The 14,766-nt window shown below is 67.6% G+C and carries 14 protein-coding genes; 7 read left to right on the top strand and 7 right to left on the bottom strand.

The window, feature by feature from the left end; all coding sequences use genetic code 11:
- The first annotated feature begins 316 nt into the window (after positions 1 to 316).
- The 3 genes from R9B84_RS18425 (at position 317) to R9B84_RS18415 (ending at position 3,051) form a co-directional block, all read left to right on the top strand.
- A complete protein-coding gene (locus R9B84_RS18425) occupies positions 317 to 1,795 on the top strand; it encodes a winged helix-turn-helix domain-containing protein (RefSeq protein ID WP_423760801.1) in 1,479 nt (492 codons plus the stop codon).
- A gap of 103 nt (positions 1,796 to 1,898) precedes the next feature.
- A complete protein-coding gene (locus R9B84_RS18420; RefSeq protein ID WP_423760800.1) occupies positions 1,899 to 2,270 on the top strand; it encodes a response regulator transcription factor in 372 nt (123 codons plus the stop codon).
- A gap of 106 nt (positions 2,271 to 2,376) precedes the next feature.
- On the top strand, positions 2,377 to 3,051 hold the full coding sequence (locus R9B84_RS18415; protein ID WP_423760799.1) for a response regulator transcription factor: 675 nt from the start codon (positions 2,377 to 2,379) through the stop codon (positions 3,049 to 3,051).
- 156 nt (positions 3,052 to 3,207) lie between these two features.
- Here R9B84_RS18415 and R9B84_RS18410 read toward each other — a convergent pair whose 3' ends face one another.
- From R9B84_RS18410 to R9B84_RS18395, 4 genes are all read right to left on the bottom strand, one after another.
- The gene (locus tag R9B84_RS18410) at positions 3,208 to 3,945 is read right to left on the bottom strand and encodes a hypothetical protein (protein WP_423760798.1); all 738 of its coding nucleotides are present in this window, start codon (positions 3,943 to 3,945) and stop codon (positions 3,208 to 3,210) included.
- 37 nt (positions 3,946 to 3,982) lie between these two features.
- Entirely contained in the window at positions 3,983 to 4,264 is a 282-nt protein-coding gene (locus R9B84_RS18405; RefSeq protein WP_262530557.1) for a DUF3303 domain-containing protein, read from the bottom strand.
- Between the two features lie 469 nt (positions 4,265 to 4,733).
- Entirely contained in the window at positions 4,734 to 6,158 is a 1,425-nt protein-coding gene (locus R9B84_RS18400) for an efflux transporter outer membrane subunit (RefSeq protein WP_423760797.1), read from the bottom strand.
- Complete coding sequence (locus tag R9B84_RS18395) at positions 6,155 to 7,183, bottom strand: HlyD family secretion protein (RefSeq protein ID WP_423760796.1); 1,029 nt, start codon at positions 7,181 to 7,183, stop codon at positions 6,155 to 6,157. The genes R9B84_RS18400 and R9B84_RS18395 overlap by 4 nt, the downstream gene beginning before the upstream one ends.
- An 83-nt stretch (positions 7,184 to 7,266) precedes the next feature.
- Between R9B84_RS18395 and R9B84_RS18390 the strand changes: the two genes are divergently transcribed.
- Entirely contained in the window at positions 7,267 to 8,847 is a 1,581-nt protein-coding gene (locus R9B84_RS18390) for an MFS transporter (protein ID WP_423760795.1), read from the top strand.
- Between the two features lie 145 nt (positions 8,848 to 8,992).
- Here R9B84_RS18390 and R9B84_RS18385 read toward each other — a convergent pair whose 3' ends face one another.
- Positions 8,993 to 9,814, bottom strand: a complete 822-nt coding sequence (locus tag R9B84_RS18385; RefSeq protein WP_423760794.1) for an alpha/beta fold hydrolase — start codon at positions 9,812 to 9,814, stop codon at positions 8,993 to 8,995.
- Between the two features lie 566 nt (positions 9,815 to 10,380).
- Here R9B84_RS18385 and R9B84_RS18380 point away from each other — a divergent pair.
- Both R9B84_RS18380 and R9B84_RS18375 read left to right on the top strand, forming a co-directional pair.
- Positions 10,381 to 10,806, top strand: coding sequence for a DUF3331 domain-containing protein (locus R9B84_RS18380; RefSeq protein ID WP_423760793.1), 426 nt, complete (start codon positions 10,381 to 10,383; stop codon positions 10,804 to 10,806).
- A gap of 73 nt (positions 10,807 to 10,879) precedes the next feature.
- Positions 10,880 to 11,701 carry an alpha/beta fold hydrolase gene (locus R9B84_RS18375; RefSeq protein ID WP_423760792.1) on the top strand — a complete coding sequence of 274 codons (822 nt, stop codon included), beginning with the start codon at positions 10,880 to 10,882 and terminating at the stop codon, positions 11,699 to 11,701.
- 45 nt (positions 11,702 to 11,746) lie between these two features.
- On the opposite strand, the gene R9B84_RS18370 is transcribed toward R9B84_RS18375, so the two are convergent.
- Together R9B84_RS18370 and R9B84_RS18365 are read right to left on the bottom strand one after the other, a co-directional pair.
- Positions 11,747 to 12,388 carry an HD domain-containing protein gene (locus tag R9B84_RS18370; protein ID WP_423760791.1) on the bottom strand — a complete coding sequence of 214 codons (642 nt, stop codon included), beginning with the start codon at positions 12,386 to 12,388 and terminating at the stop codon, positions 11,747 to 11,749.
- Between the two features lie 168 nt (positions 12,389 to 12,556).
- A complete protein-coding gene (locus R9B84_RS18365; RefSeq protein ID WP_423760790.1) occupies positions 12,557 to 12,772 on the bottom strand; it encodes a hypothetical protein in 216 nt (71 codons plus the stop codon).
- A gap of 130 nt (positions 12,773 to 12,902) precedes the next feature.
- On the opposite strand from R9B84_RS18365, the gene R9B84_RS18360 reads away from it, so the two are divergent.
- The gene (locus tag R9B84_RS18360) at positions 12,903 to 14,696 is read left to right on the top strand and encodes a winged helix-turn-helix domain-containing protein (RefSeq protein ID WP_423760789.1); all 1,794 of its coding nucleotides are present in this window, start codon (positions 12,903 to 12,905) and stop codon (positions 14,694 to 14,696) included.
- Positions 14,697 to 14,766: the final 70 nt, after the last annotated feature.

Raw genomic sequence — 14,766 nt, 5'->3', positions numbered from 1 at the left:
GCAGCCTGCCAACCGCGTAGCCAGCGCCAACCCGTCACATCAACCGCTCGCCACGAAAGCCGACAGCCCCACGGGGCCTTTCTGAAACCGCTTCCAACGGTTGACGAACCACATAGGGGCACTCCCCCACACCGTTCCCGCCGACCGGGCCGGCCGGTACCCGACTAAACCTATAGATAATGGCCGGCGCGCCCGCCGCGCCATACGATGCGTTCAAGCCTCCCGACCCGCATCGATGCGGGTCCGGCGGGCGGAACAGGGGGGGCCGTCTCGCGAGGCGGCCCAGGGTGCGGAGCAGCATAAGCGAGTGCGGATCATGTACACGTTCGGGCGGGTGACGGTTTCCCTTGAATGCCGCGAAGTCTGCGTCGACGGGCAGCCCCGGTATATCGGCGCCCGGGCATTCGAGATTCTCGAGTTGCTGGTGACGGCGGCCGGCCGGCTCGTGTCGAAGGACGAGATCATGCAAGCGGTGTGGCCGAACACGATCGTGGTCGAGAACAACATCCAGGTGCACATCTCGACGCTGCGCAAGCTGTTCGGCGGCAAGCACGGGTGGATACGGACCGAATCGGGCCGCGGCTATCGGCTCGCGCCGCCGGCCGACCTGACCCATGCCGACCGCCAGCCGGACGGGGTCGAGCCGGCGCGCGGCGCCCGCGCGGGCACCGCACCGCGCAAATGTCCGCTGATCGGCCGCGAGCAGGAAGTGGCCGAGCTGCACGCGCTGCTCGAGCGCGAGGCGCTCGTCACGCTGGTCGGCCCCGGCGGCGTTGGCAAGACGCATCTCGCGCTGGAGGTCGCGACGGCCTGTTCGGCGGTGCGCGGCATCGAGATGGTCCGGATCGATCTCGCCGGCTGGCAGGGCGGCGCGACGCTGGAGTCCGCGGTGCTGGACGCGCTCGACCTGCCGGGCGGCCCGGACGCCGGGCCGGCCGAGGTCGTGCGCGCGATCGCCGGGCAGCGCGTCATGCTGGTGCTCGATAACGCCGAGCAGCATGTCGACGAGCTGGCGGACCTCTGCGAAGCGATCGCGGAGGCGAATGCCGGCGCGATACTCGTCGTGACCAGCCGCGAACCGCTGCGTGTCGCCGGCGAGCGCGTTTATCGCGTCGGGCCGCTGCCCGTGCCGCCGGCCGGCACGGACGACGGCGAGATCGTCGCGTGCGGTGCAGTCCGCATGTTTCTGGCCCGGGCTCGCGCGATGGGCACCGACATTCCCGCGGATGCGAAGACGCTGGACGCGATCGCGACGATCTGCCGCCGCCTGAGCGGCCTGCCGCTCGCGCTCGAGCTCGGCGCGGCCCGCGTCGCGCTGCTCGGGATCCAGGGGCTGGCAGCCGATCTCGACACGTCCGTGCTGTCGTTGTCCGGCGGTCTGCGTACGGCCCATCCGCGCCAGCAGACCCTCAGGGCCACCATCGAATGGAGCTATCGGCTGCTCGGCGATGCGGAGCGCACCGTGCTGTGCCGCCTCGCGGTGTTTCCGGATGCGTTCCGGCTCGACGCGGCGTGCGCGCTGGCCGCCTGCGACGAACTGGGCGCCGCCCGGGTGCTCGACTGCCTGGTGAGCCTTGCATCGAAATCGCTGCTGGTCGTCCATTCGGTCGGACTTTCGAAGCGTTATTCGCTGCTCGAGGTCGTGCGCGCGTATGCGCTCGAGAAGCTGGCGGAGTCGGGCGAAGCCGGCCGCGTCCATGCCCGGTGTGCGTCCTTCGTCGGCGACGCGCGCGCGGAGACGCCGGTGCCGGCAGCGTCCGCGCAACCGCTGCTGGCGGCAGGGTCGTGGGCATGACACACGGGTCGTGCGGGCGTGGCGCGTAGCGGTTGCGCCTGTCGATGCGGCGCACGCTACGTCGTGATGTTCTGGATTGACAAAATTTTCAGGTTCTCATTTCATGGCCATTGTTTGCATCATCGATGACGATGCGTCGGTCCGTAAGAGTCTTGCCAGCCTGCTGAAATCGGCTGGCCATACCGCATTGCCGTTCGCGTCGGGCGAGGAATTCCTGGCGGCCGGCCCGCTGGACGACGCGGTTTGCGTGCTGGTCGATCTGAAGATGAAGGGGATGAGCGGTCTCGACCTCCAGCGTCTGCTGGTCCAGCGCAAGGCGACGCTTCCGGTCATCTTCATGTCGGCGCACGGCGACGACGAGTCGGTCCGACGCGCGCTTGCGCAGGGCGCGGTCGCGTTCCTGCGCAAGCCGTTTCCGTCGGACGATATGCTCAATCTGATCGATCAGGTCGCATCCGGCGCGCCGCCTGCGTGAGCGGTGGCCTGTCGACCGGCCGCGCCGCATGCGGCGACGCGGTTCCGCCCGGCCGCTTCTTAGTTTATCATTCGATAATGAAGCGGATGCCTACACGGGAAATGCAATGGCGAGCACGCCGGATATGACGTCGATCGGCAATCGGGGCGCGGGTGACTCCGCGCCGATCGTCTATGTGGTCGACGACGACGAAACGCTGCGGCGCGCGTTGAGTTCGCTGTTGCGTTCGGCGGGATTGCGCGTCGAGACGTTCGCGTCGTCGCGGGCGTTTCTCGCGTTCGAGCGGCCCGCCGTGCCGAGCTGCCTGATCCTCGACGTGCGTCTTGCCGACGAGAGCGGGCTGGCCCTTCAGGAGGAAGCGGTGCGTGCGGGCCTGAACGTGCCGATCCTGTTCATGACGGGTTACGGCGACGTGGCCACGACAGTCAAGGCGATGAAGGGCGGCGCGCTCGACTTCCTGACGAAGCCGTTCGACGACGAAACGATGCTCGATGCCGTCGCCCGCGCACTGGCCCGCGACGGCGAGCGCCTCGCGCGCGACCGTGCGCTGGACGCGGTGCGCGGGGCCTATGCGTCGTTGACGCCACGCGAACGCGAAGTGATGAGCCAGGTGGTCGCGGGCCTGATGAACAAGCAGATCGCAGCGAATCTCGGTCTGCAGGAAATCACGGTGAAGGTGCATCGGGCCCAGGTGATGAAGAAGATGCAGGTCCGCACGCTGCCGGATCTCGTGCGGCAAGCCGAAGCGCTGGGCGTGGGCCCGGCCGGCGCGCGCGCCTGAGCGGGCGGGCCGGGCCGTTCGACGCGACGGCGCCGGCTTCGACGTGGCGGGCCGGGCCGCGATGGCGCGAACGACGGCGTTCATGCGGCCACTTTTGCTTCAACGTGGGTTCGGCGTTGCCGGCGTCGCAGCGAAGGCCAGCGGGATGCGCGTCGCTCATCGCGCGCCGGCGACGGCGTTTGTCGATGAAACGGCATGACCAAGCGACAGGTAGCTCCGGTGCAGTAGCGATTCGATGGTTGCCCAATCGGCGTCGGTGACGCTGCCCGCATCTTCGCGGGCGTCGCGAAGCAGCATCGCTTGCGCGCGCAACTGGCCGTGTTCGCGTGTCGAGACCGCGGACACCCTGTACAGCGATGCGGCGGCTTCAGCGCACGCGCTGCCCAACGCGCCGGGCGGATAACGTCCACGCTGCCGGTGCACGATCCACCATTCCAGTTCGAGCGCGGTGGTGCGCGAGAGATTGAAGTCGCGGTTCCCTGTGTTGCGGATCAGGCTGAAATAGGTGTGCAGCGCCGGCAACGCTTTTTCGTAATCGCTGCGTTCCTTGCCCTCCTTGAACGTGAATGCCGCTGATGCGCCGTAGTAAGCGCCGACGTACGACCTGAGCCACGGAAGGTGGTATTGCGTGCGCAGGGTTTGCGCCAATTCAAGAAAGAGCGCGACGTGCTGGCGCTCATAGTAGGAGCGCCATATTTTCGTTTCGAGTGTCCCCGTCGCGATGGGATCGAAGCGGCTCAGGTCACGGTGCAATGGCCAGAAGAGATCGGCGGCGGCATAGCCGACCAGAACGACGAGCAGGACCAGGATCGTCCGTCGCCGGCGTCCTGGTCCGGCTGAAAGGATCGCGCGGTGCCGCAGGTCGTGGCTGCGGGTGCGCCCGGTTGTGTTCATGTCGAATGGCGTCGATATCGACCGTGCGTTGAACCCTCTATTTCATGACGCGCCCCAGCACCTCGCCCAACTCGGCGTCGTCAAGCACCGGGACGATGTCCAGCTCCATCAGGTCGCTCCACTGATAGGCGAACTCGGTGAGTTTCTTCATATCATCTGTTTCGAGCAGATCGAACCCTGCGCTCAGATCGGCTCGCGTCCACCGGCCCACCAGCCGGACGCCGTCGGGCGGGAGCCCGCCGGTTCGCTGAAAGCGCTCGATGGCTTCGGCACGCTGCTGGGTATCCGGTGCCCAGTGGAAGGTCATCATGAATTTCATGGCGGTGTCTCCTGACGGTGGTTCGTCCACCTGTTTCAATTTATACGCGCGATGACGGCATACAGGTGGGTGCAATCGAGTGTGTGCACTGCAACGCAAGTCGACGCCAGGAGTCGATCGCGAGATGCCCTCGCAACACACCATGCTGATCGTCCTTGCCCGACGCCAGTCGTTGCTTGACCCGTCGTCGACCGGGCAGCCGCGCCCGCGCCGGGGACAGAATGCCGGGCAAGCGCGGTCAATGCCGGGACGGCCAGTGCGGGCGTGGTAATCATCTTTCCGCAACCGTCTCGAGTATCTCGAGTGTTTTCAGGCGATCCATGACAGGTTTCGCTTCGGCGGATTCGACACGATCAATTCATGCAGCGCGCCGGCACCGGGCAACACAAAAAACGTTAGGTAAGCTTAAGAGCGATATGACAATACGCGAGGCCGATCGAGCGAAGGCCGGCGGCACGGCGATGTGTTTTCAGAACCGGTCTTCGCGATTCGCGACGTTCGCCGGTTTCGCCGAAGGCGGCGTCCATCCGCCGCCCAGCGCGCGCACGAGATTGACCGTCGCGATGGCGAGTGCCTGGCGGCTATGAATCAACTGGCGCTGCGCGCTCAATGCGTCCCGGTCCGCGTCGATGACCTCGAGATAGCTGACGTAGCCGTGCCCGTAGCGGCTCAGCGACAATCGCGCCGCTGCTTCGGTGGCGCGCGTCGCGCTGTCGTAGCGCACGATCCGCTCTTTCTGCGCGGCGATGTCGTTGAGTGCGTCCTGAACCTCGCGCAGCGCACCCAGCGCGGTCGCGCGATAGTTCGCGTCGGCGAGTGCCGCGCCTGCTGTCGCGGCGGCCACCGCGGCCTCGCGCTTGCCGCCGTCGAACACCGTTTCGGCCACGCTCGCGCCGAGGCCCCACAGCGAACTGTTGCGGTCGAGAAACGTGCGGAGGTCGCGGCTGGCGAACCCGCCCTGGGCGGTCAGCGTCAAGGTCGGAAGCCACGCGGTGCGGGCGACGCCGATTTCGAGCGACGCCGCGTCGACGCGGCGCGCCGCCGCATAGACGTCCGGCCGTTGCACGAGCAGCGCGGACGGCAGGCCGGGCGGCACCTCCGGCACGCGCATGGCGGAGGCGGTCGGTCCGACCGTGAATGCAGTCGGCGAGACACCGGTCAGCACGGCGAGCGCGTCGACGAGGTTTTCGCGCAGCCGCCGGCTGTCGGCGAGATCGGCGCGAGCCGTATCGAGATCGGCCGCCGCACGCAGCGCGTCGAGGTCGCTCGCCGCGCCGGCCCGCACGCGCGCGGCGATCACGTCGAGTGCGGTGCGCCGCAGCTCGATCGCGCGGGCGAGCGTCGCGAGATCCTGCTCGACGAAATGGAGCGTCAGGTAGTCGCTCGCGACATCGGTCGCGACGCGCAGGCGAACGGCTGCGCGATCCGCGTCTGCCTGCAGCACGTTCTGCCTGCCGATCTCCGCATCGCCGCGCAGGCGCCCCCACAGATCGACTTCATAGCTGGCGTTGAACGGCACCGACCAGTTGTGCATCGTGCGTTTCGGCAATGCGTTGTCGACCGTGCCGGATACGCGCGAGCGGCTGAACGACGGATCGACGCCGACGGTCGGTGCGCGTGCGGCTTCACGCACGCCGAGCAGCGCCTGCGCCTGGTCGACGCGCGCCGCGGCGGCGCGGATGTCGTGGTTGCCGGCGAGCGCGGCATCGACGAGCGCGACGAGCGGCGGATCGCCGAACGATGCCGGCCATTCGACGAGCGACGGTGCGGGTTCGCCGGGCGCATCCGCATGGCGGAACCGGTCGGATCCGACCGCGACGGGGGCGAGCGGCTGCGGCGCGATCGTGCACGCGCTCAACAGGCCGGCGGCGAGCAGGGCGGCGATGCGGGTCATGGCTGCTCGCGGCCGCGCTGCAGCGAGACGATGACCGACAGGCCGGGCCGAATGCGCGGTTCGGTCGAAGCCGGGCCGTCGAGCAGGATCTTGACGGGCACCCGCTGCGTGACCTTCGTGAAGTTGCCGGTCGCGTTGTCGGGCGGCAACAGCGCAAATTGCCCGCCCGTCGCGGGCGACAGGCTGTCGACGTGTCCGCTGAAGGTCCGGTCCGGCAGCGCGTCGAAGCGCAATTGCACGATGTCGCCGGTGCGGACATGCCGAAGCTGGGTTTCGCGGAAGTTCGCCACCACCCATGGGTGCGGTTCGACGACCGTGAGCAGCGCCTGGCCGGGCGCGACATGCTCGCCGGTCTCGACGGTCTTCTTGCCGACGTAGCCGTCCGACGGCGCCACGACGGTCGTGTACTGGCGCTGCAGCTCTGCATCGCGCAACTCGGCGTCGTTCTGGTTCGACACGGCATCGGCAGCCTGCCGCGCGGCCTGCGCGCTGCGCTGCTGCGCTTCGGCCGCCTCGATGCGCGCGCGGGCGGACTTGCGTGCCGCGTTGGCGGCATCGAATTCCTGCTGCGACAAGCCGCGCGGCGTTTCGCGGGTCAGTTCGCGCGCCCGTGCGTAGTCGAGCTCGGCCTTCTCGGCGTCCGCGTGCGCCGACACGAGCGTTGCATCGGCTTGCTCGACCAGCGCCTTCGCGCGGCTCGCATCGGAGCGCGCTTGCGCGACGCGGGCCCGTTGCAGCGCGACACGCACGTCGAAATCGCGCGGGTCGAGCCGCACGAGCGGGTCGCCCGCATGCACGAACTGGTTGTCGTTCACCAGCACGCGCTCGACCGTGCCGGCCACGCGTGGCGAGATCACGTGCAGGTGGCCCGTCACGTACGCGTCGTCGGTGCCGCGGTCATGCGCGTCGAATTCGTAGACCAGCAGCGCGACGAGCAACAGCGCGCATCCGGCGATCAGTGCGGCCGGCCACTTGCGCGAGCGCGCGGTGGAAGTGGGCGGCACGTCCGGCGAGTTCGTGGTCACGATCGGGATACTCCATGGAACAGACGGGATTCGTCACATCGCGCTATGCTTGCGCGAGCTTTTTGTGCGGGAGCCGCTCGACGATGAACACCACGTTCGCCCCCGGTGGCGCGACACCGGGGCCGGCCGCAGCGCCGGCCTCCGACATACCGACGTTTCGCTCGATCGCCGCGATCGCGGCCGTGCTGCTCGGCGCGATCATCTCGACCTTGACGTCGCGCATCACGTCGCTCGGGCTCGCCGACGTGCGCGGTGCGCTCGGCGTCGGGTTCGACGAAGGCGCGTGGATCAACACCGCGTTCATCGCATCGCAGATGTTCGTCGGGCCGCTCGCGATCGCGGCGGCCTTCGTGTTCGGCACGCGCCGCGTGCTGCTGGCGGGCGCCGCGGGTTTCCTGGTCGTCGAAAGCGTGCTGCCGCTGTGTACGAACTTCGGCACGTTCATCGTGTTCCAGAGCGTGGCCGGTTTCGCATCCGGCGTGTTCGTGCCGCTGACCGTCGGGTTCGTCGTCCGCACGCTGCCGCCGCGGCTGATTCCGTTCGGCATCGCCGCGTATGCGATGAACCTCGAGATGTCGCTCAATCTGTCGGCGACGCTCGAAGGGTGGTACAGCGAACACCTGAGCTGGCGCTGGCTGTTCTGGCAGAACGCACTGCTGACCGTGCCGTTCATCGTCTGCCTGATGCTGTCGTTGTCCACCGAACCGATCAAGCGCTTCGCGTCCGGTATCGACACGCGCGGCATGCTGCTCGGCGCTGGCGGGTTCGCGTGCCTGTGCATCGCGCTCGATCAGGGCGAGCGGCTGTTCTGGTTCCAGTCGCCGCTGATCGTCGCGCTGCTGTGCATCGGCATCGTGATGGTGGACGCGTTCCTGATCCACGAACTGGTGTCGCGACGCGCCGGGCTCGATCTCGGCTACCTCGCGCTGCCCAACGTCGCGTTGCTGATCCTGCTCGTCGGCCTCGTGCGCTTTACCGTCCTCAACACGAGCTTCATTCCGTCGGCGTTTCTCGCGAGCACCTACGGGCTGCGCCCGCTGCAGATCGGCGATACGCTGCGCTGGATCGCGATGCCGCAACTGCTGTTCGCGCCGTGCGTGGCGTGGCTGCTGCAACGCGTCGATCCGCGCCGGCTGATCGTGGCCGGCTTCGCGATGGTGGCGGTCGCGTTCGCGCTCGGCGCGCGCCTCACGCCCGTCTGGGCCGAACCCGACTTCATCCCGTCGCAACTGCTCCAGGCGTTGGGGCAGACGATGGCACTCACGTCGGTCGTGTTCTTTTTCGGCAAGCATATGACGGCCGAGCACGCGCTGACGTTCGGCGCCGTCGTGCAGACGACGCGCCTGCTGAGCGGGCAGCTCGGCACGACGTCGATCGCGGTGATCCAGCGCATCATGGAGGCTACCCATTCGAATCTCGTCGGTCTGCATGTCACGCTGTCGGATTCGCAAACGCTGGAGCGCCTGCGGGCCGGCGCGGCGTCGCTCGTGTCGCACGGCGCGACCTTCGCGACGGGCGACCAGGCGGCTTATGCGCTGCTCGATCGGGCGGTTCGCATCCAGGCAACCACGCTCGCGCTGGCGGACAATTTCCGTGTCGCGATGGTTTTCGCGGTCGCGGGGGTGTTGATCGGCATGCTGCTCAGGCCGGCGCGTGTGCCGTGAGCGCCCGACGCCGGATCGGCGCAGGTCGCGCATCGACGATCTTAGCGATCGCGCACGCCGCAACGGAATCGCGGCGACCTGAAAATTCCTGAAACGTGCTGAAGGGCGCGCCGGCGTGACGGCCGGGCGCGCCGTGCCGAGACGCTTACGCCTTCAGGAACGCGAGCAGTTCGGCATTGATCCGGTCGGCATCGACGACGCACATCCCGTGCGATCCGCCGGGGATCACCTTGAGTTGCGCGTGCTTCACGATCTTCGCCGACAGTCGGGCCGAATCGTCGATCGGCACGATCTGGTCGTCGTCGCCGTGCAGGATCAGCGTCGGGACGTCGATCTTCTTCAGGTCCTCGGTGTAGTCGACCTCGGAGAATTCCTTGATGCACTGATACTGGCCGTAGACGCCGCCCATCATGCCCTGCGCCCAGAACGCGTCGATCGTGCCCTGCGACACCTTGGCACCCGCACGGTTGTAGCCGAAGAACGGCACGGCGAGATCCTTGTAGAACTGCGAGCGGTTCTCGGCGACGTTCTTGCGGATCCCGTCGAACACGTCCATCGGCAGGCCGCCGGGATTGGACGCCGATTTCACCATCTGCGGCGGCACGGCGCCGATCAGAACGGCCTTCGACACGCGCTTCGTGCCGTGGCGCCCGATGTAGTGCGCGACTTCGCCGCCGCCGGTCGAATGGCCAACGAGCGTGGCTTCGCGCAGGTCGAGCGCATTCATCACCGCCGCGAGATCGTCGGCATACGTGTCCATGTCGTTGCCGCGCGACGGCTGGCTCGAGCGGCCGTGACCGCGGCGGTCGTGCGCGATCACGCGGTAGCCGTGCTGCACGAGGAACAGCATCTGCGAGTCCCACGCATCGGCGCACAGCGGCCAGCCGTGCGAGAAGACGACCGGGCGGCCGCTGCCCCAGTCCTTGAAGTAAATCTGCGTACCGTCCTGGGTGGTGATCGTATTCATCGCATGGGCTCCTTGATGGGCGGAAGCGGCGTGTTTGGGGGCGGCGGCGGCGGCAGCAGCCGGCAGCGCGGCCGCTGCAACGGCGGTCGCGCCGGCAAGCAGCATGTCTCGGCGACGCGTCGAGGGAACGGCGTCGGTGTCTGCGGGACGCATGGAGGCTCCTTGAAGAACGTGTGGTGCAACGATGCCGCGTTGGATGGATGGTTCGGTTCTGCCCGCATGCGGCAATCCAGCCGGCAGCCGGCGTGCGTTCGCAGTCGCGGGCCGGCAGGCGCGCGAAGGCAGCGAACGAACGCGGACAGGAGCCTATCCCGCGGCCCTCCGCCGTGTACTGAAATCCCGCTGAATTTTCATGAACCCGGTTGCGGTGCACGCCGCGCGAATGCGCGGCCGAACCGACCAGAAAAATTAAGCCTGGAATCAAGACTCTTCAGCGGCGGCTCGTTATCGTCAGCATCAGATCATCCCGTCGCGAGTCGTTGCCAGTTCGCGCCGGAGGATGACGATCGCGACGCGGGCGGGTGCGCAACATCCGGCCCCCTCGCCACTTGCCTGGGTACGCCGCCATGGACGAATTCAATCGCTGGGAGCACGTGATGACGCTGCTCGACCCGTCGCCGGCCGCGAGCCGCTGCGCACCGTCGCATCTTCGCGACCCGGACCCCGCGCGCCGTCGCCATCGCGACGATGCACCGCCCGCGTCGGGCGGTGGCGTGCGCCGCCGGTGCGCGATCGTCGCCGCCGAGCGGCAGACCGATTCGTCGGTGTTGATCTCGTGGAGCGATCCGACGCGCTGCCGGTACGACGAGCAGCGCTGGATCAGCGCGAAGTCCCGCGCCCTCGGGCGCTGCGCGCTGACCGGCATCACGATTCACACCGGCGATGCGATCTACAAGCCGCAATGGCGCGGCGCGAAGCGCCCCGCGAACTACCGCGAGGTGATCCTCGCGTCCGAACTGGAGCGGTTCATCGTCAGACTGTCCCGTTCATGACCCGGGACGGTGCGCGCTGTCCATCGACATGGCTGGCGGCCGCCGCTTTTTCACCGCTGAGGAAGGAATCCGCATGAGCACGTTCACGACACGCGACGGCGTTTCGATTCACTACAAGGACTGGGGCGCAGGGCGCCCGGTCGTGTTCATTCACGGCTGGCCGTTGAACGCGGACATGTGGGACGTCCAGATGCATCATCTCGCGTCGAACGGCTTTCGCTGCATCGCCTACGACCGGCGCGGCTTCGGCCGGTCCGGCCAGCCGTGGACGGGATACGACTACGACACGCTGGCGGACGATCTCGCGACGCTGATCGAGACGCTCGGGCTGCACGACGTGACGCTCGTCGGCTTTTCGATGGGCGGCGGCGAAGTGGCCCGCTACATCGGCCGGCACGGCACGCGACACATCGCGAAGGCCGTCCTGATCGGATCGGTGACGCCGCTGGTCGCGCGGCGCGACGACCATCCGGACGGCGTCGACGTGGCCGTGTTCGACGGCATTCGGGCTGGCATCGTGGCCGACCGCGCGGCATTCTTCGAGCACTTCTGGCCGCTGTTCACCGGTTCGAACCGGGCCGCTTCGGCGATCTCGCGCGCGGCGCTCGACTGGACGTCCTTCATGGCGCTGCAGGCCGGATTGAAGGGGACACTCGATTGCGTCGGCGCGTTTTCCGAAACCGATTTCAGGGCCGATCTCGACACGTTCGACGTGCCGACGCTCGTGATTCACGGCGACGACGACCAGACGGCACCGCTCGCGCTCACGGGCGCCGCCGCGGCGAAGCGCGTGCCGCACGCGACGCTGAGCGTCTACGAGGGCGGGCCGCACGCGTTGTATCTGACGCACGCGCAACGATTGAATGACGAATTGCTGGCGTTCGCCCGCGCATGACCCGGCGGCGGCCGTGATGTGGCGGAGCGGGCTCGGCCGGCCGGCTCACTCCGTCCATGTCGACCCGAGCACCAGGCCGCAGAAATTCGTACGACGATAGTCCGGGTCGCACCGCTCGAGCACGTCGGCGCAGACGTTGCCGAACGCGGTCGCAGGGCGATGCGCGGTGCCCGCGGCGAGCGCTTCGAGGAACAGCTCCTTGAAACCCGGGCCGCGTGGCCACGCGTGCACGATCTCGTCGCGCTTGGACCGGCTCACGTCGTCGAAATGACGCGCAAAGAGATCCGTTTCGATACCTGCGCCGAGCAACGCCGTCAACGGCGTCATGTACGGGTGAATGCCGAAGGCCGTGTGCAGCGCGATCGCACGCCATACCTCCTCCGCATCGTCGGCGGCGACGCCGTGTCCGCCGAGGAATGCGTGCGCGGCATTCGCACCGTCGATCTCGAAACGCCGGCGCGAATGCCGGTAGCGCTCCGTCAGCCCGAAGTCATGGAACAGCGCGGCGACGTACAGCAGTTCGGCGTCGAATCCGATGCCGCGACGCAGCCCGATGATCGACGCGAACGCGAACACGCGCATCGCGTGCCGGAACAGGAGGTCCGGCTCGCCGGCGCGCACGGTCGCGGCGGCCTCCCGTGCGATCGGGCCGTCGGGAATCCGGATGCCGGCGATACGGTTGCCCATGGTCGTGTTCCTCGCGGCGTGACGGCAGTCGCTCGACGCTGGCGCCGTGGAACCATCGTCGCGCGCCGCGCCGCTGAATGTCCTGAGCGGCGCCTGAATCGTTCTGAACGGAAAATCCGACCGGCCGTTACGCCCGGCATCGATTTCGCTGCGTTTGGTGCGTCGTTTTTACCTGGTCTTTGCCGCAAGCCATGCGAACTGCCATTTCAATTGGCGAGACCACGAAATTGATTCCGGCAAATCGGTCGATTTATCCTGCGAAACAGGTTCATGGGTGAACGACTGTTTTACGCATTGAAAGTGCGGGATGCCGTGATGCGCCGTGCCGTGCCGGGCGGGTCGCGGCACGCATCCGGGAGACGTTGCGGCGATCGTGGTTTTCATCGATTCAAAAAATTTGCTCTTTGCGTTCTGATTATTTGAATCATTTAACCGGGCAAATGCCGTAGCATTGCCGTCGAACCGGTGTCATTTCTGACAGGGCATCGATGAATGAAATCGATTAAGAATTCCCATGATCCGGATTGGAACGCTTCACGTTTTTCTCGACAGGCGTGAAATTCGCTCGAACGGCACGCTGCTGCGCATCGGCAGTCGCGCATTCGACATTCTCGAACTCCTGATTCGGGCGAACGGCGCACTGGTATCGAAAGACGAAATCATGCAACGCGTGTGGCCGCACACGATCGTGGAGGAAAACAACCTGCAGGTGCATATCGCCGCGTTGCGCAAGGCGCTGGCCGACGACCGGAACCTGATCGTCACGGTGCCAGGGCGCGGCTATCGGCTGGTCGGCGGCCGGGCCGAAGGCGCGGCACCCGCGCGCCCCGCGACGTCGCGGCTGACGGCCGCGCCGACCGCGCTCGTCGGCCGCGAGCAGACCGTCGCCGACGTCCTCGCGGCGCTCGACACCGCGCGCGTCGTGACGCTGGTCGGTGCGGGCGGCATCGGCAAGACGCGGGTTGCGCTCGAAGCGGCCATGCGGGCCGAGGCGAGCTTTCCGGACGGCGCCGCGTTCGTGTCGCTGGCCACGGTTGCGTGTCCGCAATTCGTGCCCGAGGCGTTGGCGGGTGCATTCGGCATCGTGCAGCCGGCCGGATCGCTGACGCTCGAAGCGGTGCTGGCCAGCGTGGCGGACCGCCGGATGTTGCTGGTGCTCGACAATTGCGAACACTTGCTCGACGCCGCCGCGCAGATCGCGACCGCACTGACCGAGTCGGATGCTGGAGTGTGCGTCCTCGCGACCAGCCGCGAGGCGCTGCGTATCCAGGGCGAGCGGCTGTGTCCGATTCCGCCGCTCGATGTTCCCGGTGAAGGCGCCGACGACGCCGAGATCCTGAGCGCAAGCGCGGTGCAACTGTTCTCGGCGCGCGCGCGTGCCGCCGATCCTCGTTTTCCGTTCGACGAACGCAGCGTGGCGCTGATGGCGTCGGTGTGCCGGCGTCTCGACGGTCTCCCGCTCGCCATCGAACTGGCCGCGGCCCGAGCGGCCGTGCTCGGCATCGATGTGCTGGCCGCGCATCTCGACGACCATTTCAGGTTGCTGACCGGCGGTTTTCGTACGGCCTTGCCGCGTCATCAGACGCTGCAGGCGATGTACGACTGGAGCTACCGCTTGCTCGGCGATGCGGAGCGCCTGCTGTTACGGTGGCTCGGCGTGTTCCGCGACGGCTTCTCGATCGACGCGGTGCGGGAGATCGTCGGAACGAAGGGGCTGGCCGATGCGGACCTGCTCGATACGCTCGCCGGCCTCGTCTCGAAGTCGCTGCTGAGCCTCGAGAGCGCGCACGGCGCACCGCGCTACCGGCTGCTGACCACGACGCGCGCCTATGCGCTGCAGCAGCTCGAGAACAACGGCGAATGCGCGATCGCGGCACGCGCGCATGCGAACTACTTCCATACGTTGTTCAGGCTTGCGCCCGGTGGCGACGACGGGCCGCGCGCCGAATCGCGGCTCGACATGATCCGGCGCGAACTCGGCAATCTGCGCGCGGCGCTCGACTGGGCGTTTTCGCCGAACGGCGATGCGGACGTCGGCATCGCGCTGGCGGCTGTCGCGGTCCCGTGCCTATTCGACCTGTCGCTGGTGGACGAATGTCGCGAACGGGCGCGCGCGGCGCTCGATGCAATGCGAAATATGGACGAAACGCCGGCGCGCGAGGATGCGCGCGTTCGTCTGTTTGCTGCCTATGCTGCCGCGCTCGCCTATATCTCGGGGCCGACGCAGGCCGTACACGACGCGTGGCGCGAAGTGCGCGCGCTCGGGTTCGACGCGGGCGAGGCCGGGTTACCGCCGCGCGAAGCGTAACGGCGCGCGCCGTCGGCGAATTCAGAACGTTTCAGCCTGAACTCAGGACCTGGCCGGTCATTGCGTCTAC

It is taken from the genome of Burkholderia sp. NLJ2 (assembly GCF_049487195.1).
In the GTDB taxonomy this organism is placed as follows: domain Bacteria; phylum Pseudomonadota; class Gammaproteobacteria; order Burkholderiales; family Burkholderiaceae; genus Burkholderia; species Burkholderia pyrrocinia.
This window is presented reverse-complemented; position numbering and strand designations above follow the sequence as displayed.